The organism is Stenotrophomonas sp. GD03680 (genome assembly GCF_029844625.1).
Taxonomy (GTDB): Bacteria; Pseudomonadota; Gammaproteobacteria; order Xanthomonadales; family Xanthomonadaceae; genus Stenotrophomonas; species Stenotrophomonas maltophilia_P.
The window spans coordinates 1-22734 of record NZ_JAOCKC010000035.1 but is presented as its reverse complement, the minus strand read 5'-3'; the positions used below and the strand labels follow the sequence as shown (position 1 = coordinate 22734).

General features: G+C 67.1%; 17 protein-coding genes. 12 read left to right on the top strand and 5 right to left on the bottom strand.

Going from position 1 to position 22734, the window contains the following annotated elements:
- Positions 1 to 175 precede the first annotated feature (175 nt).
- A complete protein-coding gene (locus N5J29_RS18620) occupies positions 176 to 1786 on the top strand; it encodes a hypothetical protein (protein WP_111187260.1) in 1611 nt (536 codons plus the stop codon).
- 26 nt (positions 1787 to 1812) lie between these two features.
- On the opposite strand, the gene N5J29_RS18615 is transcribed toward N5J29_RS18620, so the two are convergent.
- Positions 1813 to 2523: a glutathione S-transferase gene (locus N5J29_RS18615; protein WP_111187259.1), complete on the bottom strand. Its 711-nt coding sequence runs from the start codon at positions 2521 to 2523 to the stop codon at positions 1813 to 1815.
- A 171-nt stretch (positions 2524 to 2694) separates the two neighbouring features.
- Between N5J29_RS18615 and N5J29_RS18610 the strand changes: the two genes are divergently transcribed.
- The 3 genes from N5J29_RS18610 to N5J29_RS18600 all read left to right on the top strand — a co-directional run bounded on the left by N5J29_RS18610 (position 2695) and on the right by N5J29_RS18600 (position 7732).
- On the top strand, positions 2695 to 3516 hold the full coding sequence (locus N5J29_RS18610; RefSeq protein ID WP_164153041.1) for a DUF3014 domain-containing protein: 822 nt from the start codon (positions 2695 to 2697) through the stop codon (positions 3514 to 3516).
- Between the two features lie 192 nt (positions 3517 to 3708).
- On the top strand, positions 3709 to 6294 hold the full coding sequence (clpB, locus tag N5J29_RS18605) for an ATP-dependent chaperone ClpB (protein ID WP_164153042.1): 2586 nt from the start codon (positions 3709 to 3711) through the stop codon (positions 6292 to 6294).
- 151 nt (positions 6295 to 6445) lie between these two features.
- Complete coding sequence (locus tag N5J29_RS18600) at positions 6446 to 7732, top strand: aminotransferase class V-fold PLP-dependent enzyme (RefSeq protein WP_053519387.1); 1287 nt, start codon at positions 6446 to 6448, stop codon at positions 7730 to 7732.
- A 181-nt stretch (positions 7733 to 7913) separates the two neighbouring features.
- Here N5J29_RS18600 and ybaL read toward each other — a convergent pair whose 3' ends face one another.
- Entirely contained in the window at positions 7914 to 9611 is a 1698-nt protein-coding gene (gene ybaL, locus N5J29_RS18595) for a YbaL family putative K(+) efflux transporter (protein ID WP_053519386.1), read from the bottom strand.
- 179 nt (positions 9612 to 9790) lie between these two features.
- Positions 9791 to 12178, bottom strand: coding sequence for a TonB-dependent receptor (locus N5J29_RS18590; RefSeq protein WP_164153043.1), 2388 nt, complete (start codon positions 12176 to 12178; stop codon positions 9791 to 9793).
- 335 nt (positions 12179 to 12513) lie between these two features.
- Here N5J29_RS18590 and N5J29_RS18585 point away from each other — a divergent pair, with 335 nt between their 5' ends.
- Positions 12514 to 14379: an ABC-F family ATP-binding cassette domain-containing protein gene (locus N5J29_RS18585; RefSeq protein ID WP_164153044.1), complete on the top strand. Its 1866-nt coding sequence runs from the start codon at positions 12514 to 12516 to the stop codon at positions 14377 to 14379.
- Positions 14380 to 14461: 82 nt separating this feature from the next.
- Here the strand turns inward: N5J29_RS18585 and ampR are convergent, their stop codons facing one another.
- Positions 14462 to 15325: a LysR family transcriptional regulator AmpR gene (gene ampR, locus N5J29_RS18580; RefSeq protein WP_164153045.1), complete on the bottom strand. Its 864-nt coding sequence runs from the start codon at positions 15323 to 15325 to the stop codon at positions 14462 to 14464.
- 176 nt (positions 15326 to 15501) lie between these two features.
- Here ampR and blaL2 point away from each other — a divergent pair, with 176 nt between their 5' ends.
- The 3 genes from blaL2 (at position 15502) to N5J29_RS18565 (ending at position 18408) form a co-directional block, all read left to right on the top strand.
- The gene (gene blaL2 / locus N5J29_RS18575) at positions 15502 to 16413 is read left to right on the top strand and encodes a L2 family extended-spectrum class A beta-lactamase (RefSeq protein ID WP_065182589.1); all 912 of its coding nucleotides are present in this window, start codon (positions 15502 to 15504) and stop codon (positions 16411 to 16413) included.
- 84 nt (positions 16414 to 16497) lie between these two features.
- Positions 16498 to 17712: a cation:proton antiporter gene (locus N5J29_RS18570; RefSeq protein WP_053519375.1), complete on the top strand. Its 1215-nt coding sequence runs from the start codon at positions 16498 to 16500 to the stop codon at positions 17710 to 17712.
- Positions 17713 to 17760: 48 nt separating this feature from the next.
- Entirely contained in the window at positions 17761 to 18408 is a 648-nt protein-coding gene (locus N5J29_RS18565; RefSeq protein ID WP_053519373.1) for a hypothetical protein, read from the top strand.
- Positions 18409 to 18493: 85 nt separating this feature from the next.
- Here the strand turns inward: N5J29_RS18565 and N5J29_RS18560 are convergent, their stop codons facing one another.
- Complete coding sequence (locus N5J29_RS18560; RefSeq protein WP_164153046.1) at positions 18494 to 19231, bottom strand: DUF3011 domain-containing protein; 738 nt, start codon at positions 19229 to 19231, stop codon at positions 18494 to 18496.
- Positions 19232 to 19389: 158 nt separating this feature from the next.
- Between N5J29_RS18560 and aspS the strand changes: the two genes are divergently transcribed.
- From aspS to N5J29_RS18540, 4 genes are all read left to right on the top strand, one after another.
- Complete coding sequence (gene aspS / locus N5J29_RS18555) at positions 19390 to 21141, top strand: aspartate--tRNA ligase (RefSeq protein WP_065174758.1); 1752 nt, start codon at positions 19390 to 19392, stop codon at positions 21139 to 21141.
- Positions 21142 to 21157: 16 nt separating this feature from the next.
- Positions 21158 to 21481 (top strand): hypothetical protein, encoded by a 324-nt coding sequence (locus N5J29_RS18550; protein WP_053519367.1) that lies wholly within the window; start codon positions 21158 to 21160, stop codon positions 21479 to 21481.
- A 31-nt stretch (positions 21482 to 21512) separates the two neighbouring features.
- Positions 21513 to 22034, top strand: coding sequence for a GNAT family N-acetyltransferase (locus N5J29_RS18545; RefSeq protein ID WP_065182592.1), 522 nt, complete (start codon positions 21513 to 21515; stop codon positions 22032 to 22034).
- Positions 22035 to 22113: 79 nt separating this feature from the next.
- On the top strand, positions 22114 to 22734 hold a 621-nt coding region (locus tag N5J29_RS18540), incomplete at its 3' end, for a thioesterase domain-containing protein (RefSeq protein ID WP_279924522.1).

Genomic DNA, 22734 nt, shown 5'->3' with positions numbered 1-22734 from the left:
TGGGTTCACGGCGTCCCCCGCGACGCCCACCCGCACGGGCCAGCCCGGGATCTGCGATTTGCGCCCGGCCACGAGGGGCCCTGCCGTTGGCTGGAACCCATCATTCCACCGTGGAATTGGCGCGCCGGCCCCGCTGGGCCTACCATCGGCGCTCCCCACCCCCATCGCCCCTTCCATGTCCGCTCCCGCTTCCGCCGCACCGCGTCGCTGGTTCGTCGCCGGTGACTTCAATGGCTTCTTCGGCCTGGTCGTCGACAACCTCTCCATCCTCGGCTTCATCGCCATGGCGTTGGTCGGCATCTTCCAGTTTCCCGCCGACGTGGTGTTCGGCCGAATGTTTCCCGGTACCGCCTTCGGCGTGCTGATCGGCAATCTGCTGTACACGCTGATGGCGCGCCGGTTGGCGGCACGCACAGGGCGTGATGACGTCACCGCGATGCCGCTGGGGCTGGATGCACCCACCAGCATCGGCATGGCGTTGCTGGTGCTCGGTCCGGCGTTCGTCGCGTTCAAGCAGCAGGGCATGGACCCGCATGCCGCCGGCATTGCGACCTGGCAGCTGGGCATGGCGGCGCTGGTCATCATGGGCGCGCTCAAGCTGGTGCTCTCCTTCTTCGGCGAAGCCGTCACCCGCGCGCTGCCGCGTGCAGCGTTGCTCGGCTCCATCGCCGGCATCGCGCTGGTACTGATGGGCCTGCTGCCGTTGCTGGAAACCCTGCGTTCGCCACTGGTCGGCTTCACCACGTTGGGCCTGCTGCTGTATGTGCTGATCGCCAAGGGCCGGTTGCCGGTGCGTGGCCCGGGTGTGCTGCTGGCGTTCGTGTTCGGCACCGTCCTGTACTACGGCCTCGGTCTTGCGGGACTGGGGGCCCCCGGCTTCCACGTGCCGGCGTGGACGCCGCCGCAGGTGGTGCTGCCGCTGCCGACGCTGGGCTTCCTGGACGGCCTGCCCACCGCAATGACCTACCTGCCGCTGCTGTTGCCGTTCGGCCTGCTGATGGTGGTCGGTGGCATCAACGTGTCCGAGAGCGCGCGCGCGGCCGGGGATGATTACCGCACCCGCGATATCCTGCTGGTGGAAGCGGTGGCCACGCTGGTGGCCGGTGTCTGCGGCGGTGTCGCGCAGACCACCCCCTACATCGGCCAGCCTGCATACAAGCACATGGGCGCACGCAGCGGGTACACGCTGCTGACGGGCCTGTTCGTCGGCATCGGCGGCATGCTGGGCATCATTTCCGGGCTGGTGCAGTGGCTGCCGCTGGCGGTGCTGGCGCCGATCATCGTGTACGTCGCCATCGACATCACCACCCAGGCCTTCCAGGCCACACCGCGACAGCACGCCGGAGCGATGGTGTTCGGCTTCCTGCCTTCGGTGGCCTACCTGCTGGCGATCAAAGCGCCGGGCTGGATCGCACCGGACCAGCTGCCGCAGCTGCTGACCAAGCTCGATGGACACGGCCTGCCGGAACTGGCGGTGATCTTCACTCTGGGCAACGGCTTCATCATCACCTCGATGCTGTGGATTTCCGCCGTGGCCGCGATGGTTGACGGCCGTCTGCGCCGCGCCTGCGGCTTCCTGCTGGTGGCGGCTGTGCTGACCCTGTTCGGCCTGATCCACTCGGTGGATCCGCGCGGCGGCATCTACCTGCCGTGGGACCTTGAAGGCCTGGCGCGTACCATCAGCTGGCAGTTTGCGGGGGCTTACGTGGCGCTGGCACTGCTGCTGGGGCTGTTGTCGCTGCAGAAGCAGGCGGTGAAGCCGCTGGGTGATCGCGCCGATCATTGACCGGTGACGCCGGGCATGGCCCGGCGCTACCGCTCTCCGTCCAGCTCGGGGTAGTGGCGGAAGATGCCGTTGGTGTTGAACGCCAATCGCCGCTCCGACGCGAGATAGGCAGCGATGTTCGGTCGCTTCGCCACCCGCTCCTGCAGTGCCCGCAGCAGGGGCAGGCGCGGCGTGAGTGCCTGCATCCGGCGCGGGAACATGTAGTCCAGCCCGCTCATCAGCTGGAACAGCGACAGATCCACGTAGGAGTGCTCGCGCAGTGCATGGCGGCCACCGTTGGCCGCCAGCACCTGCTCGAAATAGCCGAGGAACTTCGGCAGCCGCTCGCTGCGCAATGACGCCGCACGTGCGTTGGCTTCGGTCTTCTGTTCCTCGTAGTACTTCGACGTGGCAATCGGATGGTGGGTGTCGTGTACTTCAGCCACCAGATCGGCAATGGTCAGCTGCAACTGCAGCGCCTGCATGCGCCGCGACGCGGCCTGCGGCACCAGATCCAGGGTCGGGCCGAGAAAATCCAGGATCGCTGCGACCTGCGCGATGACCTGACGCCCCGCCTTGAGGAACGGGGGGGCGAACGGTTGCGCGCCCTCACTGTGGCCATCGAGAAAGGGCTGCATCACGGCGTCGCCATGTATCCGCGCCATGTCGATGTAGTCGGCGCCAGCGTCTTCCAAGGCCAATCGTACGAATTCGCCACGTCCCTGGATGCCGGTCCAGTAGTACAACGCGTAGTGCATGGCACGGTCTCCCCACGACAAGGTGCACAGCCTCGCGCAGCGCGCGCAAAGCAGGCGTGAGCGTGCCCTGCGTGCGGCGCCAACCCCAACGGCAGCGGAACACGCGGGGAACCCTCGGGAATCGAGAGGGTCACACCTTGTCCATGCAGATGGAAAACGAGGGACTGCATCATGCAGAGTGGAAAGGCGGTATGGCCCTGGGTGCTGGGTGTGGTGGTGATCGGTGGCGCGGGCGGTTGGCTGTTCCGCGATCAGCTCAAGAGCCTGGCGGACGGTGTCCCGGTGCCGGTGCAGTCGCCCCCCGCCAGTGCTGGCGCACCGCCACAACCGAAGGCGGCCGCAGAAACCGCACCGGCGCCGCCCGCCATCCAGCATCCGCTGGACACCGAAGCCGCGGCCGATCCCGCGCTGCCGAAACTGGCCGACAGCGATATCGCGGCCTGGAGCGCATTGAGCCAGCTGTTCCAGGGGGAGGGGCCGCTCACCCTGCTGCTGCGCGATCACCTGATCCAGCGCCTGGTGACCCAGGTCGACAATCTGGACAAGGCCAGTGTTCCGCCGACCGCATTGGCCGCGCGGCCTCTGCCGGGGAGCCTGCAGGTCGAGCCGGGCGAGGGCGGGGAACGCATCGCCGCCAGCAACGCCGCGCGCTATGCGCCCTATGTGCAGGCATTCACCGCGCTGGACCCGGCGGCAACGGCTACGGCGTACAAGCGCTTCTACCCGTTGATCCAGCAGGCCTATGTCGATCTTGGGCGGCCAGAGGGCTACTTCAATGATCGCCTGGTGGCGGTGATCGACCATCTGCTGGAGACCCCGGAGCCGCAGCAGGCGCCCCTCGTTCAACGCGATGAACGGGGCCGCTACCGCTTCGTGGATCCGGATCTGCAGGCGCGCTCGATTGGCCAGAAGGCCCTGCTGCGCATGGATGTGGCGCAATCGCGGGCGGTCAAGCAGCAGCTCCGGGCGATCCGCAGCGCGATCGCGCGCTGAGCGATCGCGGGCGCGGCCCGCCATGCGTAACTGATCCGGATCAACGCGCCGACCACACCCGTTCCGGCATGCTGGCCCCAGGCTGACTGGCCCCGGGGTGCAGTCGCAGCCGCCCTTGAAACCGGGTGGTGCAACCGCATCTTTCCAGCATCGCCGGCACGGGCCGGCACTGACGACCGATGAGGATTCGCAATGCGGATGGACAAGCTCACTTCGCGTTTCCAGCAGGCGCTGGCGGACGCGCAGTCGTTGGCCGCGGGCCGCGACAACAGCATCATCGAACCGGTCCACGTGTTCAGCGCACTGCTGGACCAGCAGGGCGGCAGCACGCGCCCGCTGCTGGCGCAGGCCGGTGTCAATGTACCGGTGCTGCGCGAGCGCCTGGACGAGGCGCTGGACGCGCTGCCGAAGGTGTCCGGGCAGGCCGGCAACCTGTCGATCGGCAATGATCTCAACCGCCTGCTCAACCACACCGACAAGCTGGCCCAGCAGCACGGCGATGCCTTCATCGCCAGCGAGTGGTTCGTGCTGGCGGCGCTGGAGGATGGCGGCACGCTTGGCATGGCGCTGCGCGCCGCCGGTGCCGACAAGGCGCGCCTGCAGTCGGCGATCGACAAGCTGCGCGGCGGCGAGAACGTGCAGTCGGAGAACGCCGAAGAGCAGCGCCAGGCGCTGGAGAAGTACACCATCGACCTGACCGCGCGCGCCGAGAGCGGCAAGCTGGACCCGGTGATCGGCCGTGACGAGGAAATCCGCCGCACCATCCAGGTACTGCAGCGCCGGACCAAGAACAACCCCGTGCTGATCGGCGAACCCGGCGTGGGCAAGACCGCGATCGTGGAAGGGCTGGCCCAGCGCATCATCAACGACGAAGTGCCCGAGGGCCTGCGCGGCAAGCGCGTGCTGTCACTGGACATGGGCGCGTTGATCGCCGGCGCCAAGTTCCGCGGTGAATTCGAGGAGCGACTGAAGGGCGTATTGAACGACCTGGCCAAGAACGAAGGGCAGATCATCCTGTTCATCGATGAGCTGCACACCATGGTCGGGGCCGGCAAGGCCGACGGTGCGATGGACGCCGGCAACATGCTGAAGCCGGCGCTGGCGCGCGGCGAGCTGCACTGCATCGGTGCCACCACGCTGGACGAGTACCGCAAGTACATCGAGAAGGATGCCGCACTGGAACGCCGCTTCCAGAAGGTATTCGTGGGCGAGCCTTCGGTGGAGGACACCATTGCCATCCTGCGTGGGCTGAAGGAGAAGTACGCCCTGCACCACGGCGTTGAAATCACCGACCCGGCTATCGTTGCTGCGGCCACGCTGTCCAACCGCTACATCACCGACCGCCAGCTGCCGGACAAGGCCATCGATCTGATGGACGAGGCCGCCTCGCGCCTGCGCATGGAGATCGACTCCAAGCCCGAGGAACTGGATCGGCTGGAGCGGCGCGTGATCCAGCTGAAGATCCAGCGCGAAATGCTGAAGAAGGAGAAGGACGATGCCTCGCGGCAGCGCCTTGCCGATCTGGAGAATGACATCGAGGTGCTGGAGCGCGAATTCTCCGACCTCAATGAAATCTGGAAGTCGGAGAAGGCCGCGCTGCAGGGCGCAACGAAGATCAAGGAGCAGGTGGAGCAGGCCAAGCTGGAGCTGGAAGCCGCGCAGCGCCGGCAGGATTTCGCCAGGATGAGCGAGATCCAGTATGGGCTGCTGCCCCAACTGGAAAAGCAGCTGGCGGCTGCCCAGGAAGCCGAGCACAAGGACTTCAAGCTGGTGCAGGACCGGGTGACCGATGAGGAGATCGCCGAGGTCGTGTCGCGCTGGACCGGCATCCCGGTGAACAAGATGCTCGAAGGCGAGCGCGACAAGCTGTTGCGGATGGAAGAGGTGCTGCACAACCGCGTGGTCGGCCAGGAAGAGGCGATCAAGGTGGTGTCCGACGCGGTGCGTCGCTCACGCGCGGGCCTGTCCGACCCGAACCGGCCTGCCGGCTCGTTCCTGTTCCTGGGCCCGACCGGCGTCGGCAAGACTGAACTGTGCAAGTCCCTGGCCGAATTCCTGTTCGACAGCGCCGACGCGATGATCCGCATCGACATGAGCGAGTTCATGGAGAAGCACAGCGTCGCCCGCCTGATCGGTGCGCCTCCAGGCTACGTCGGCTATGAGGAAGGGGGCTACCTGACAGAAGCCGTGCGTCGCCGTCCGTACTCGCTGATCCTGCTCGACGAGGTCGAGAAGGCGCATCCGGACGTGTTCAACATCCTGCTGCAGGTGCTGGACGATGGCCGCCTGACCGATGGCCAGGGCCGCACGGTGGACTTCCGCAATACCGTCATCGTGATGACCTCGAACCTGGGCTCGCACCAGATCCAGGACATGAGCGGTGACGACAGCCCGGAGGCCTACATGCAGATGAAGGCCGCGGTGATGGGGGTGGTGCAGGCGCACTTCCGTCCGGAGTTCATCAACCGCCTCGACGATATCGTGGTGTTTCACCCGCTGGACAAGCAGCAGATCAAGCAGATCGCGCGCATCCAGATGCGCGGGCTGGAGAAGCGGCTGGCCGAGCGCGGCCTGAAGCTGGTGGTGTCCGACGCCGCGTTCGACCTGCTGGGCAATGTGGGCTTCGATCCGGTATACGGCGCACGCCCGCTGAAGCGCGCGATCCAGTCGCAGCTGGAGAATCCGCTGGCACAGAAGATCCTGTCGGGCGCCTTCGCCAACGGTGACACCATCGAGGTCGGCAACGACGGCGGTCACCTGGTGTTCGCCAAGGCCTGATGTCGGCCGGGTTCCCGCCCATGGGGGCGGGAACCTGCGGGCTGCCGGGCAGGTCCTGATAACCACAGGTTACGGGCTCATCGCCAGCGGCTCTCAGCGTGCGCGGTGGGGTCGCCTATCGTGCAGGTTTCCCCGGATGGAACCTGACGCGATGAGTGATCCGCAGTGGCAACTGGAAACCCTGGCCGTGCACGGCGGCTACCGGCCCGACCCGACCACGCGCGCAGTGGCGGTGCCCATCTACCAGACCGTGGCCTACGCCTTCGATGACACCCAGCACGGCGCCGATCTGTTCGATCTGAAGGTGCAGGGCAACATCTATACCCGCATCATGAATCCCACCACCGACGTGCTGGAGCAACGTCTGGCCGCGCTGGAAGGCGGGATCGGTGCGCTGGCGCTGGCATCCGGGCAGGCTGCGATCACCTATGCGATCCAGACCATCGCCGAAGCAGGCGACAACATCGTCGCCGCCAGTGCGCTGTATGGCGGCAGCCTCAATCTGCTGGCGCATACGCTGCCGCAGTACGGCATCCAGGCGCGGTTCGCCGACCCGGCCGATCCGTCAGCCTTTGCTCCCCTCATCGACAGCCGTACCAAGGCGGTGTTCGTGGAGTCGATCGGCAATCCACGCGGGAATGTCACCGACATCGCCGCGATTGCCGAAGTCGCCCATGCCGCCGGCGTGCCCTTGATTGTCGACAACACGGTTGCCACGCCTTTCCTGCTGCGCCCGTTCGAGCATGGCGCGGATATCGTGGTGCACTCGCTGACCAAGTACCTCGGCGGCCATGGCAACAGTCTGGGGGGAGCGATCATCGATTCGGGCCGCTTCGACTGGACGGCGCAGCCACAGCGTTTCGCCCGTCTCAACCAGCCGGACCCGAGCTATCACGGTGTGGTCTACACCGACGCCCTCGGCCCGGCCGCCTACATCGGCCGTGCGCGGGTGGTGCCGCTGCGCAATACCGGCGCGGCGCTGTCGCCGTTCAATGCGTTCCTCATCCTGCAGGGCATCGAGACCCTGGCCCTGCGCATGGAACGGATCAACGCCAACGCGCTGGCCGTGGCGCAGTATCTGAAGCAGCATCCGAAGGTGGCGTGGGTGCGCTATGCCGGCCTGCCGGATGACCCTGAGCATGCGGGCGCACAGCGTTACCTGCGTGGGCAGGGCTCAGGCGTGCTGACCTTTGGCCTTCCTGGCGGACGTGAGGCCGGTGCCCGCTTCCTGGACGCACTGAAGCTGTTCACGCGGCTGGTCAACCTGGGTGACGCCAAGTCGCTGGCCACCCATCCGGCATCCACCACCCACCGCCAGCTGGATGCCGATGAACTGGCCCGCGCCGGGGTCAGCGAAGACACGGTGCGGCTGTCGATCGGCATCGAGCACATCGGCGACCTGCAGGCCGACCTGCAGCAGGCGCTGGCCGGCGCCTGATAGCCAGGCGCTTGGTCGTCATCGCCAGTGGCGATCACCACCGCCGCCGCGATGCGCTACGGTGGAGCTGCCTCTCCAAGGCGTGGCACTGGTGTTACCTATCCCCGGTCGATGCGGGTCGACCGGGGATTTTTCATGGCAGCCGCCGGGCATGGCCCGGCGCTACGCCATCCGCCCTGCCTCACACCACCGGAATGCTGTGCTGGCCGAGATTCCGGTAGGGCGGGGTGGACATGATCATCTCCGCCAGCGAATAGGCCAGCTCGCGCTCGGCCATCACCGTGCCATCGGCGCCATGTTCCAGCAGGTGCTTCACTTCAGCATCGCTGTGTGCCCGTGCCAGCAGGGTCAGCTCGGGATTGATCGCGCGCAGTTTGGCCAGCGCTTCGCCGGCTTCCAATGGCTGCGGAATGGCCAGGACGGCGATCTTGGCGCGCTCCGGGTGGGCCTCGGCCAGCACCCGGTCGGCCGCGGCGCTGCCACGGATCGCCGCGAGGCCACTGGCATGTGCACGCTCGACATGGTCCTTGTTGTCATCGATCACCAGCACCGGTACGCCGCGGTCGCGCAGCACCTGCGCCAGCTCGCTGCCGACGCGGCCGTAGCCGATCACGATGGCGTGGTCATGCAGGTCGCGCGAGGGCCCGGTGGCTTCTTCCGGCTCCGGCGCCTGCGGCAGCTGCTCCTGCTTCGCCTGCCAGCGGTCGAGCAGGCCGAACACCAGCGGGTTGAGCATGATCGACACCAGTGCACCGGCCAGCACCAGCGACTGTCCTTCCTTCGGCAGGATCTGCAGCGAGACACCGAGGCCGGCGATGATGAAGGCGAACTCACCGATCTGCGCCAGGCTGGCCGAGATGGTCAGCGCGGTGCTGCTCGGGTGGCCGAACGCACGCACAATGAAGAAGGCGGCGGCGGACTTGCCGAACATGATGATCAGCACCGTGGCCAGTACCTGCCACGGATGCTGCACGACGATGTTGGGGTCGAACAGCATGCCCACCGAAACGAAGAACAGCACCGCGAACGCATCTCGCAGCGGCAGCGAATCATGCGCCGCCTTGTGGCTCAGTTCCGATTCGTTGAGCAGCATCCCGGCGAAGAACGCGCCCAGCGCGAAGGACACGCCGAACAGCATGGCCGAACCGAAGGCCACGCCCAGTGCGATCGCCAGCACTGACAGGGTGAACAGCTCGCGCGAGCCGGTGCCGGCGATGCGTTCGAGGATCCAGGGAATGACCCGCCGACCGACCACCAGCATCACGGCCACGAACAGGCCAAGCTGCACGAACGTCCAGCCCAGATCGGCCAGCACGCTGCCGACGGTGTGGGTTTCCTTGGCCGCATCGGGGCCGAACACGCCGGCGAGCACCGGCATCATCACCAGTGCCAGTACGCAGGCCAGATCCTCCACGATCAGCCAGCCCACTGCGATCTTGCCGCGCATGGTCTCCAGCAGGCGGCGCTCTTCCATCGCCCGCAGCAGGACCACGGTACTGGCGGTGGCCAGCGAGAAGCCGAAGATCACCCCATGCAGTGTCGGCCAGCCCATCAACCACGCCACGCCCCAGCCGAGCAGGGTGGCCACTGCGATCTGGCCGATGGCACCCGGGATGGCGATGGCCTTGACCGCCATCAGGTCCTTCAGCGAGAAGTGCAGGCCGACGCCGAACATCAGCAGCATCACGCCCAGTTCGGCCAGCTGGTTGGCCAGCGCCTGGTCGGCGACGAACCCCGGGGTGAATGGCCCCACGCAGATGCCAGCAACCAGATACCCGACCAGGGGAGACAAGCGCAGCTTGTTGGCCAGCGCGCCGAAGATGAAGGCGAGCCCCAGGCCAACGGCGACGATGTTGATCAGGTCGGTGTCATGGTGCATCGGCACTCGCAGGGTTCGGGGAGGGGGATGTCCCGATTTTCACCCAAGCGGCCAGATGCAGCAAACCCGGCAGGTGGAACGGATGGTTTGAGCAGTACAGGGCCGATCCCTTCTGCCGGAACAGAAGGGATGCACGTTCCACCGCGCCGCCGGGCGTGGCCCGGCGTTACCGGTGCCGCTTACCAGTTGTACCTGATACGCCCGTACACATACGCGCCGTTGAAGCCGAACGGCGAGTAGTTGCTGTACGGCAGCATGCCGAAGGTCGAGTTCTGCAGGTCCGCCGTCCGGTCCGGATACTTGTCCAGCAGATTGTCCGCGCCGACGGTCAGGGTCCAGTTGCTGCTCGGCTTGTAGCTGGCCGAGGCATCCACTACCCAGGCATCACCGTAGGTCTGGTCACGCAGCGCGGTGGCCGAATTGCGCACGGTGAACTTGCCGTAGCGTGTGGCCGCCAGGCCCAGCTCCCAATGATCCGAGCGCCAGGTGCCGCTGAGGATCGCCTTGTCGCGCGGATAGCTGTCCTCGATCCGGCCGATCTCATCGCGGCCGATCAGCGACTGCGAGATACCCAGCGTCGGGAACACCGACGGAGACCCGTTCACCCGCTTCACTTCGGTTTCGTTGTAGCTGTAGGCCGCCGTCAGCTCCAGGCTGCTGGCACTGAAGGGCACGGTATAGCTGGAGACGAAGTCCACGCCGCGCGTGCGCGTGTCCAGTGCGTTGGTGAAGTACGAGAAGGCCGTCACCTGCGGCAGGCCCAGCCCGCCCAGCAGCGCGGCGGCAGCCGGCGTGGTGGTGATGTTGGAGGACAGCGCGATGCGATCGTCAATGTCGATCTGGTATGCGTCGACGGTCACGTACAGGCGGTCCACCGGCTGCAGCACCAGGCCCAGGCTGTAGCTGGTGGAGGTCTCGGCCTTCAGTGGCGAGGCGCCCAGCGCCTGTGCGGCCGGGCTGGTGGTGGGGAAAGTGCCGCGTTCGAAGAAGTCACCGTTGATGATGGTGCTGGTCACCGCCTGGTAGCCCTGCTGGCCCAGCGATGGCGCGCGGAAGCCACTGGACGCGGTGGCCCGCAGCGCGACCTTGTCGGTGAACGCGTAGCGTGCCGAAAGCTTGCCGGAGAAGCGGTCACCGAAGTCCGAATAGTCTTCGTAGCGCCCGGTGAGGCCGGCGGAGAACTTCTCGGTCAGGTCCGCTTCCAGGCCGGCGTAGACCGCATAGTTGTGGCGGTCGGTATGCACTTCATTGGTCGGGGTGAAGCCGGCGAAGCCCTGTGCGCCGCTGCCGGTGTACGAATTCAGCTCGCCCGGGTTCTGGTCCCACTTCTCCTTGCGGTACTCACCACCGAAGGACAGCGTCACCGGATAGGCCAGGCCCCAGTCCAGCGACTTGGTCAGGTCGGCATTGAAGATGTCCTGCTGGTACTTCAACGTGCCGTCGTAGAACGAGCTCGGGCTGGCCGTGCCCAGGCTGTAGTTGATGGTGTTGCGGGTGTGGAAATCCAGGGTGTTCTCGCCGTGGTTCAGGCTCAGGTCCCAGGTCCAGCCGCTGTCGGTGCTGCCCTTGACGCCGGCCACCAGCGAGCGGTCCTTGGAGTACTGGTTGATCTGCGGCACGAAGCCGTCGGGATAGATCTGGGCCAGCAGGGCGCCCTGCCCACTGTGGTTGCGCGAGCGGTAGAACGCGAACGAGGTGATGTCGCGGTTGCTGAGCAACGCGCTGGCGTAGCCGGTAACGCGGTCGCTGAAGTCGAAGCTGGCGTTGGCCGAGGCGGCGGTCGCATCCACGCGCGGATCGCCGACCACGAAGGTCGTCTCGCCGATGCCAGGGAAATTGCCGGTGTTGGGTGTGCTGCCCTGGTAAGGACCGGCGCGGTTGCTTTCATCCTGCTGGCTGATCTGCCCGGCCACGTGCAGGCGGCCACGGCCGCTGCCGAACTCCACGCCGGTATCGCCGGAGAGCTGGTACTTGTTGCCATCGCCGGCCGAATACTGGCCGTAGTCGACGGCCAGGCTGCCGCCGCTGCCGCTGCCCTTGAGCACGATGTTGATGACGCCGGCGATGGCGTCCGAGCCGTACTGCGCCGAAGCGCCGTCGCGCAGCACTTCAACGCGCTCGATGGCGGCGATCGGAATCGCATTGATGTCCACCGCCGACGAGCCGCGGCCGATGCTGCCGTTGACGTTGATCATGGCGGAGGTGTGGCGGCGCTTGCCGTTGACCAGCACCAGCACCTGGTCCGGTGACAGGCCACGCAGCTGCGCCGGTCGCACGCCGCTGGTGCCGTCGGTCAGGGCCGGGCGCGGGAAGTTCAGCGAGGGCAGGGCACGCGACAGCGCGGTGGCCAGTTCGCTGGTGCCGGTGGACTGCAGAACCTCGGGGGTGATGATGTCGATCGGGGACTGCGATTCGGCGACCGTGCGGTCGGCCACGCGGGTACCGGTGACGATCACGGTGTCCAGTGTGTTGGCGGCAGTACCGCTCTGCTGGGCGGCGGCGAGGAACGGAGAGCCACCGAGTGCGACAGCGACGGCGGCGGCGATCAGGCTGGTCTTGCGGGTCATCGGGACGGAACTCCGGTTGGCGGGGACGGCACCGGTATCGACATCACGAGGTGAAGCGGACGACGGTTGTTGCGGTGCGCAAAATAGGAATTAACGGGATATTCAGTGCCTGTCAAATGCCGGCCATCGGAAAAAACGTTGCAGCAGCAACCATTTAGCCGCGATGGGCATCATCATGAGAGGGGCCCGGGACACGTGCGGCGAGGACGTGGGAGAGAGGAAACGCCAGCCGCTGCGCATCCCGGGGCGCGTCAAGTATTCGTTAACGCTAGAATTGCGTCGCAGGAACAGTGCTCACCAGCACATTCCATCCGGTTATATGGACCCCTCCCCCGATGATTTCGCTTCGTAATTTCGCCTTGCGCCGCGGCGAGCGGCTGCTGTTGTCCAACGTCGACCTGACCCTGCATGCCGGTTACCGGGTGGGCGTGGTCGGCCGCAACGGTGCCGGCAAGTCCAGCCTGTTCGCGGCGGTGAAGGGCGAACTGGAGGCCGACAAGGGCGACGTCGACCTGCCCGGCAAGGTCCGCATTGCCAGCGTGGCCCAGGAAACCCCGTCGCTGCCGGATCCGGCGTTGAGCTTCGTGCTCGGTGGCGATACGGAAGTGGCCGCCGTGCTGGCCGAAGAGGCCGATGCGACCGCCCGTGAAGACTGGGAGGCGGTGGCCAATGCCCATACCCGGATGGCCGAGATGGGCGCCTATGACGCCGAAGCACGTGCCGGCAAGCTGCTGCACGGCCTCGGATTCCCGGCCGAGACCCACCACCGCGCGGTGTCCTCCTTCTCCGGTGGCTGGCGCGTGCGCCTGAACCTGGCCCGCGCGCTGATGATGCCCAGCGACCTGCTGCTGCTCGACGAACCGACCAACCACCTCGATCTGGATGCGGTGTACTGGCTGGAACAGTGGCTGCTGAAGTACCCCGGCACGCTGCTGCTGATCTCGCATGACCGCGAGTTCCTCGACAACGTTGCCACCCACACCCTGCACCTGCATGGGGGTGGCGCCAAGCTGTACCCGGGCGGCTACACCGATTTCGAGCGCCAACGTGCCGAGCAGCTGCGCCAGCAGCAGATCGCGCACGAGAAGGAACAGGCCGAGCGGGCCCATCTGCAGAGCTTCATCGACCGCTTCAAGGCGCAGGCCAGCAAGGCCGCGCAGGCGCAGAGCCGCATGAAGCGTCTGGCCAAGCTGGCCGGTACCGAGGCCGTGCGTGCCGAGCGCGAGTTCCGTATCGAGTTCGCACCGCCCGCCAAACTGCCGTTCTCGCTGATCCGCCTGAATCATGTCGAGGCGGGCTATGGCCAGGACGCCGTGATCCTGCACAACGTCGGCTTTGGTCTGGAAGCGGGACAACGCATCGGCCTGCTCGGCCCCAACGGCGCCGGCAAGACCACTCTGGTGAAGACCCTGGTGGGCGAGCTGGCACCGATTACCGGAGAGCGCATGGCCCATCCGGACCTGAAGATCGGCTACTTCGCACAGCACACGGTCGAGTCGCTGCACGAAGGCCAGTCGCCGATGGAGCATTTCCGCGAGATCGCGCCGGATGCGCCGAACCAGTCGTTCCGCGACTTCCTCGGCAAGTGGAATTTCCCGGGTGATCGTGCATTCGAGCCGGTCGATGGCTTCTCCGGTGGTGAGCGTGCGCGCCTGGCGCTGGCGCTGATCGCCTGGCAGCAGCCGAACGTGCTGCTGCTGGACGAACCGACCAACCACCTGGACCTGGAAATGCGCGAGGCGCTGGCCGAAGCGCTGGCAACCTTCGAAGGCGCGATCGTGATGGTCTCCCATGATCGCCACCTGATCGGCCTGGTCTGCGATACCTACTGGCGCGTGGCCGATGGCGTGGTCGAGCCGTTCGACGGAGATCTCGACGCCTACGCTGCGTGGCTGCGCACCCGTCCGCAGGCGCAGGGCACCAAGGCGCGCATGGAGCAGGTGGAAGAGCCGGTGGTGGTCAAGACCGCACCGGTGGCGCAGGTCGTGCAGAAGAAGCCGGTGAATCCGCACAAGCTGGCCGCGGCGGAAGCCAAGGTGGCCGAGCTGGAAGCCGGCCTGGCCGAACTGGACCGTCAACTGGCGGACCCGGCCAACTATGCCGACAGCACCCGCATGGCCGTGCTGGGCCGTGATCGCGAAACGGCCGCTGCGCAGCTGGAAAAGGCTGAAGCTGCCTGGATGGAACTGCTGGAGTCCTGATGGAGGGCGCCGGGCCATGCCCGGTGGTGTTCCCGATGTACTGCGCTCGCCGGGCTTGGCCCGGCGCTACCGCTCGCATGCATCAGCCCTGCGCCTGCAACCACTCGCGGAAGCGCCGTGCAGGCTCACGCTCGGCGCGTGAGCGCAGCCTCGTCAGCCAGTAGCGGCCCAGTTCCAGCGTCGTGGCGAACGGCTGTAGCAGCCGTCCTTCCGCCAGTTCCTGTTCGAACATGCGCAGCGGCAGCAGGGCCACGCCGGCCCCTCCGGCAGCGGCCATGGCCAAGGTCAGCGACGAATCGAATATCGGCCCGCGCGCCTCCACGCCGCTGACCCCGGCCGCCTGCAGCCAGCGCGGCCATTCGTCATTGCGATAGGAGCGCAGCAGCGGCAGCGTGCCCAGATCACGCGGCTGTTTCAGCCGGCGTGCCAGGGCGGGGGCGCACAGCGGTGCGAACGGCGCATCCAGGATCGCCGTGCAGGCCTGCCCCTGCCAGTCGCCCTCACCGAAGCGGATGGCCAGGTCCAGGCCTTCGCCGGCAAGATCGATGCGGTTGTTGTGCGTCTGCACGCGAAGCTCGATATCCGGATGCGTGGCCTCGAACGCGGCCAGGCGTGGCAGCAGCCAGCCGGTGGCGAAGGTACCCACCACGCCCAGCGTCAGCACTTCGCGGGCCGCTCCCCCCGTGTAGCGCGCGATGCTGGCCGAGATGCGCTCGAACGCTTCGTTGAGCACCGGGAACAGCGCGGCGCCTTCATCGGTGAGGGCGACGCCGCGAGGCAGGCGATGGAACAGGCGGATCCCCAGCCGGTCCTCCAGCCCCCGGATCTGATGGCTCAACGCGGCTTGGCTGACGCACAGCTCAAGCGCGGCGCGGGTGAAGTTCTGGTGGCGGGCCGCTGCTTCGAAGGCGCGCAGGGCGTTGAGCGGCAGAGTCGGATGCAGCATCGGAAAGCCGTGAGCTGAAATGATGACTGATCGTAGCGGGATCCGGATGGTTCGTGGAATCTCCGTTGAATGCCCTTCTTAGGCATGAATGAAATTGATGGCACGTGCTGAAAAAACGCGCTGGTCAGGCGCGGCGGGGGCTTTCGATAATCGGGTTCACTTTCCGGAGGTCCTGCATGTTGCCCCGTCGACGATTCCTTCAGTTCAGTACTTCAGCAGTGGTGTCTTCACTGGCTCTGCCGCTGATCGCCCGTGCTGCCGGCAGGGGCGTTGGCACGTCGGCGGCGGCCGGCGCGATCGCCGCCGCCACGGACTTTGCCGCCCTGGAAAAGGCCTGCGCGGGCCGGCTTGGCGTGACCGTGCTGGATACCGCCAGCGGTCGCCGCATCGGCCATCGCCAGGATGAGCGGTTCCCGCTGTGCAGCACGTTCAAGACGGTGCTGGCGGCCACGGTGCTGGACCAGTCCCGGCGCGTGCCCGGGCTGCTGGACAGGCGCGTGCCGGTGCGCGAGGCCGACCTGCTCTCGCATGCGCCGGTGGCGCGCCGCCACGCCGGCAAGGATCTGACCGTACGCGACCTGTGCCGGGCAACGATCATCACCAGCGACAACACGGCGGCCAATCTGTTGTTCGACGTGGTGGGCGGGCCGCCCGCCGTGACGGCCTTCCTGCGCGCTCAGGGTGACAGCGTGACCCGCAGCGATCGTCTCGAGCCGGAACTGAACAGCTTCGCCGAGGGTGATCCACGTGACACCACCACGCCGGCGGCGATGGCCGCGACCCTGCAGCGGCTGGTGCTGGGCGATGCGCTGGCGCCGGGCGCGCGCCAGCAACTGGCCGACTGGCTGATCGACAACGAAACCGGCGATGCGTGCCTGCGCGCAGGGCTGGGCGCGCGCTGGCGGGTGGGCGACAAGACCGGCAGCAATGGCGAGGATGCACGCAATGACACCGCCGTGTTGTGGCCCATGGGGGGAGGGGCACCCTGGGTAATTACGGCCTACCTGCAGGCTGCGGACATCCGCAACGATCAACGCGCCAGCGTGCTGGCGCAGGTTGGACGCATCGCGGACAGGCTGATCGGCTGACGCCCGCCAGTCTCCGGGCCGGGCTTGCTCCGAGGGTCGTGCGCGCGCATCCTGCGCGCGTTCGAAACCACACGGAAGTCCCCCATGAGTCATGAGTTGATCTACCTGCTGCTGATCTTCGCGCTGCTGGTGATCCCGCGCGCGCTGCAGCGCTTCAGCCTGCCCGCACCGCTCACCTGCCTGCTGTTCGGGATCATCGGCATGCTCTGGCTCGGGGACCAGGCGCACGACGCGGTGATCGGGCTGCTGGCCACGCTCGGCATCTCGTCCCTGTTCCTGTTCGCAGGTCTGGAGGTCGATCTGCAGGCGTTGCGCCGTGGCATGTGGCCCCTGCTGGCGCATCTTGTGGTGCGCAGCGCCACCCTGTTCGGCGTCGGCTGGCTGGCCTGGCGCTACGCCGGCCTGCCGTGGCAGGCCGCGGGCCTGCTGGCCCTGGCGCTGCTGACGCCCTCCACGGGTTTCATCATGGATTCTCTGTCGCGGCTGGGTCTGAGCGAGGACGAGCGGTTCTGGGTGACCAGCAAGGCCATCGCCGGTGAGCTGCTGGCGCTGGCGGCACTGTTCATCGTGCTGCAGGCCGGCGATCCCGGTCACATGGCCCTGTCCAGCCTGGCCCTGCTGGCGATGATGGTCGGCCTGCCGCTGCTGTTCATCGCGCTGGGTCGCTGGGTGGCGCCGCACGCGCCCGGTTCGGAGTTCTCGCTGCTGGTCATGGTCGGCATGGTCGCTGCCTACATCACCTACCTGCTGGGGGTGTATTACCTGGTGGGCGCCTTCATCGCAGGCCTGGTCGCACGGCTGCTGCACCAGCGCATGCCGCTGCTGGCCTCGCACGAGAACCTGCATGCACTGCGGCTGTTCGCATCGTTCTTCGTGCCGTTCTACTTCTTCAATGCCGGCACCAAGGTTCCCGCCGAGGCATTGAGCTTCGAAGCGCTGGGGCTGGGCATCGTGATCACCCTGGTGGTGCTGCCGCTGCGTATCGGCGTGGTCTGGCTGCAGCGCCGGCTGATGTTCGGTGAGAGTTTCCGCAGCAGCCTGCGCGTGTCGCTGGCGCTGGCGCCGACGTTGATCTTCACCCTGGTCCTGGCCGCGATCATGCGTGAGCGGTTCCAGATTCCGGCGGTGCTGTTCGGCGCATTGCTGCTGTACGCGGCGCTGACCACCCTGCTGCCCTCGCTGGTGTTCCGCACGCCCTTCGATGTCGACCCGGTCGAGCAGGAGCCGGACGGGGCGGGCGAGGCCGCACCCGTGGCGGCAACCGAGACCCTGGCGGAGGGCGTGGACACGGGGCGTTGAACGGGTGAGTGGTTTGCGCAGGCCGGCCATGGTCGTTAGGGTTGGGGCATGAAACTGCCTGCCCTCGTCACTGCTTCCGCCGCCCTGCTCACGCTCGCAGCCTGCTCACAGCCCTCGCATACGGTCGCCCACGACGTGGCGACGGCCCCGGCCGATGCCTTCATGGCTGCGATCGCCGCCCACTGCGGCCAGGCGTACGAGGGCAAGGTGGTGGAGGACACGCCGGCACCGACCGGCAAGGACCCCTTCGCCGGGCAGCGGCTGGTCATGCACGTGCGGGGCTGTGCCGATCCCGGGCATGAGCTGCGCATCCCCTTCCATGTCGGCGATGATCATTCGCGGACCTGGGTCCTGACCCGCACCGAGAGCGGGCTGCGCCTCAAGCACGATCACCGGCATGCCGACGGCAGCCCCGATGCGATCACCCTGTATGGCGGCGACAGCCGTCCGCCGGGTACCGCCGAACGCCAGCAGTTCCCGGCCGATGCCGATTCGGTGGCCATGTTCCGCCGCGCCGACATGCTGGCGTCTACCCACAACGTGTGGGCGATGGAGATCGAGCCGGACCAGCGCTTCGTCTACGAGCTGACCCGTCCCGAAGGCCGCCGCTTCCGCGTGCAGTTCGACCTGAGCAAGCCGGTGGCGTTGCCGCCGGCACCGTGGGGCGACGAGGCCCCGCCGGCAACCGCACCGTAGCGCTCGAATCGCGCCTGGCAGTGCCGGGCCATCCCCGGCGAGCGCGGCGGCGCCGGTGCCGCCGCGCGTCCGCAGGTTCGTTCGCTCAGCGCGTGCCGAAGCGGGCCCGGCAGCCGTTGCTCACCCAGACCTGGCCCCGCGAATAGCCCCAGCTGCGGCCCTCCTGACAGGCGCTGCCCGACAGCTGCTGCTGCAGCACGGGCCGGCCTTGGCGCTCGTCCCAGTCACAGTTCTGGACGCGGTTGTTGTTGCTGTTGCAGGTAATGGAGTAATTGCTGTTGCCGCCGCCGCCCCAGCCGCCGTTGCCGCCGCCCCAGCCACCGCGGGCTTCAGCGAACTCGGCGCGGCAGCCATTGCTGACCCACACCGCGCCATTGCGCACGCCCCAGGTGCGGCCTTCCTGGCAGGGACTGCCGGACAACTGGCGGACCAGGCGGGCATTGCGCCAGCCGACCGGACAGCTGCGTTCACGGTTGTTCTGGCTTTCGCAGCGGATGGTGTCGCCGTTGTTGCCCCCCCAACCGCCATTGCCACCGCCCCAACCGCCGCGACCCTCGACGAATTCGGCACGGCAGCCGTTGTTGACCCAGATGCTGCCGTTGCGGCTGCCCCAGGTACGGCCTTCCTGGCAGGCCGAGCCGGACAGCTGGCGTACCAGCTGCGCGCTGCGCCAGCCGGTCGTGCAGACCCGTTCGCGGTTGTTCTGGCTTTCGCAGCGGATGACGCCGTTCTGCGCGGCGGCGGGGGCGGGGGAGAGGGTGAGCCCGGCGAGGGCGCCCAGGCTGAGGGTGACGGCCAGGCTGGCCAGGGACAGCGTTTTCATGGCGAATCCCCATACGGTGTGTGGTGCGCGACTATAAGGACGGAACGGATAAAGCCCGTGTGACTGCCCCGCATTTGCCCCGGCCGGGGCCTCGGCCGCAGAATACGGGGCTTTCCGGCCCCATCGGGTGCCGGCGTTCTCCAGCGGAGCTTTCCCCCATGCGTACCCACTTCTGCGGCCTGGTCGACGAGACCCTGATTGGCCAGACTGTCACCCTCGCCGGCTGGACCGACGTGGCCCGTAACCAGGGCGGCGTCTGCTTCATCGATCTGCGCGATCATGAAGGCATCGTGCAGGTGACGGTTGAGGTCGACAACGCCGAAGTGTTCGCGGTCGCGGCCAGCCTGGGCTATGAGGATGTGCTGCAGGTGGAAGGCGTGGTGCGTGCCCGCCACGCGGTGAACGACAAGATGGCCACCGGCAGGGTGGAAGTGATCGCCACGGCCATTACCGTGCTGAACAAGGCGGCGCCGCTGCCGTTCCACGCCCACGAGAATCCGGGCGAAGATACCCGCCTGAAGTACCGCTACCTGGACCTGCGCCGCCCGGAAATGCAGCGCATGCAGCGCACCCGCATCAAGCTGGTGCAGGCGCTGCGCCGTCACCTGGATGCGCGTGGCTTCCAGGACATCGAAACCCCGATCCTGACCAAGGCCACCCCGGAGGGCGCGCGCGACTTCCTGGTGCCGGCGCGCATGCATCCGGGCGAGTTCTACGCACTGCCGCAGAGCCCCCAGCTGTTCAAGCAGATCCTGATGGTGGCCGGCTTCGACCGTTACTACCAGATTGCGCGCTGCTTCCGCGATGAAGCGCTGCGTGCCGACCGCCAGCTGGAATTCACCCAGCTGGACATGGAGTTCGCCTTCGTGCGCGAGCGCGACGTGCAGGATTTCGTCGAAGAGATGATCCGCGCCATCTTCAAGGAAGTGGTGGACGTCGACCTGGATGCCAGCTTCCCGCGCATGACCTGGGCCGAAGCAATGCGCCGCTATGGGTCGGACAAGCCGGACCTGCGCATCGCGCTGGAACTGGTGGACGTGGCCGAGCTGGTCAAGGGCAGTGAGTTCCCGGTGTTCACCGGCCCGGCCAACGACGCCGATGGCCGCGTCGCCGCGCTGCGCATCCCCGGTGGCGCAGCGTTGAGCCGCAAGCAGATCGATGAGTACGCTGCGCACGCCGCCAAGTACGGCGCCAAGGGCCTGGCCTACATCAAGATCGCCGACAACGGCGAGGTCAGCTCGCCGATCCAGAAGTTCTTCAGCGAAGACGCCTTCGCCGCGCTGGTTGCGCACGTCGGCGCCGGGAAGGGTGACATCGTGTTCTTCGGTGCCGGTGGCTACAACAAGGTCTCCGACTTCATGGGCGCACTGCGCCTGAAGGCCGGTAAGGACTTCGGCCTGGTCGCCGATGGCTGGCGCCCGTTGTGGGTCACCGATTTCCCGATGTTCGAATGGGACGACGAGGCGAAGCGCTATGTCGCCCTGCATCACCCCTTCACCGCACCGGCCGTGGACGATATCGCCGACCTGCGCGCCAATGCCCGTACTGCGGTCTCGCGCGGCTACGACATGGTGCTCAACGGCAATGAAATCGGCGGCGGCTCGATCCGTATCCATCGCCCGGACATGCAGAGCGCGGTGTTCGAGCTGCTGGGCATCGGTGCCGAAGAAGCGCGTGCGAAGTTCGGTTTCCTGCTCGACGCGCTGAACTACGGCGCGCCGCCGCACGGCGGCATCGCATTCGGCATCGACCGCATCGCCGCGCTGATGGCCGGTACCGAGTCGATCCGCGACGTCATCCCGTTCCCGAAGACCACCGGTGCACAGGATCTGATGACCGACGCGCCGTCGCCGATCGTCGACGAGCAGCTGGCCGAAGTGCACATCCAGGTTCGCCCCAAGAAAAACTGATCAGGAGATCCAGGCAATGACCGAGTTTGCGTTTTCGCTGGAGTGGGAAAAGCTGGGCAATGAAGGCTCCGAGGCCAACCTGGTCACCGAGCGGGCACGCGTGTTCGGTGGTTGGCTGGTCCGCGTCGGTACCAACCCGGCGGCGATGGCCCTGACCTTCGTCGCCGACGGCGAAGGCCGCTGGGACGGTGAAGACTTCGGCGTCGAGGATTACGAAGACGACGAAGAGGAAGAAGAGTACGACGAGGACGAGGAAGGCGAAGAAGAGGACGAGGACGAAGAGGAGTACGAGGAAGAGGACGAGGAAGACGAAGACGCGGAATCGCCTGAAAAGGCTTGACCCGCCCTTCGCGCTGACGTCAACTTCCTGCATGTACTCGATCCGCCGCGCCACCGTGGACGACGCGCCGACCTTGTCGGCGCTGGCCGCACGCACGTTCACCGAGACTTTCGGCCACCTGTATCCGCCGCAGGACCTGCAGGCGTTCCTGCAGGAGTCCTACACGGTCGAGCGCCAGCGCACGATCCTGGCTCACCCGGATTACGCCGTGTGGTTGCTGGAGCGGGAAGGGGAGGCGGTCGGTCATGCCGCCGCCGGCCCCTGTGGCCTGCCCCATCAGGATGTGAAAGCGGGGGATGGCGAGCTCAAGCGCCTGTACCTGGTCAAGTCGCAGCAGAGTTGTGGCTGGGGCAGCCGCCTGCTGGAAACCGCGCTGGCGTGGCTGGAGCGCGACGGCCCGAGGACACTGTGGCTGGGCGTGTGGTCGGAGAACTTCGGCGCACAGCGCTTCTATGCCCGTTACGGCTTCGAGAAGGCCGGGCAGTACCTGTTCCCGGTCGGCCAGACCAACGATCTGGAGTTCATCCTGCGCCGCGCGCCGCGAACGGCCTGAGCGCGTTCACCGCCGCTTTCTGCCGGCGTGTGTTCAATCACCTCACGTTTCCGCCCCGCTGATCGCCAGGCTGTTGCACATGACACCCCCCGTACTGCTGCTCCATGGCATCTGGAACGCCCGCGCCTGGGTAGGGCCGCTGGCGTGGCGCCTGCGCGCGCGCGGGTTCCGGGTGCAGACCTTTGGCTATTCCTCCGTGTTCGGCGGCCCGGATGTAGCGGTACCTCAGCTGTTGGAGCGTCTGGCCGATGCCGGACCGCTGTCGCTGGTCGGCCACAGCCTTGGCGGGCTGCTGGCGCTGGAGGCACTGCGCCGGCAACCGCAGCTGCAGGTACAGCGCGTGGTCTGCCTTGGCTCGCCGCTGCGCGGCAGCGGTACCGCGCGTTCGCTGTCCGAGCATGGCTGGGGCCTGGCCTTGGGCCGCAGCAGCGAACTGCTGCTTGACGGCCTGCCCGACTGGCAGGGCACGGCCGCGGTCGGCCTGATCGCCGGTTCGGTGCCGCATGGGCTGGGCAGCCTGCTCGGCGCGATCGACGATGCCTCCGACGGCACGGTGGCGCTGGCGGAAACCCGCCTGCCGGGTCTGGCCGATCATTGCGTAGTGCGTACCAGCCACAGCGGCCTGGTGGTTTCGCCCGATGCGGCACGGCAGACCGCGCACTTCCTGCGCCACGGCCGGTTCGATCACAGCCGCGACGCT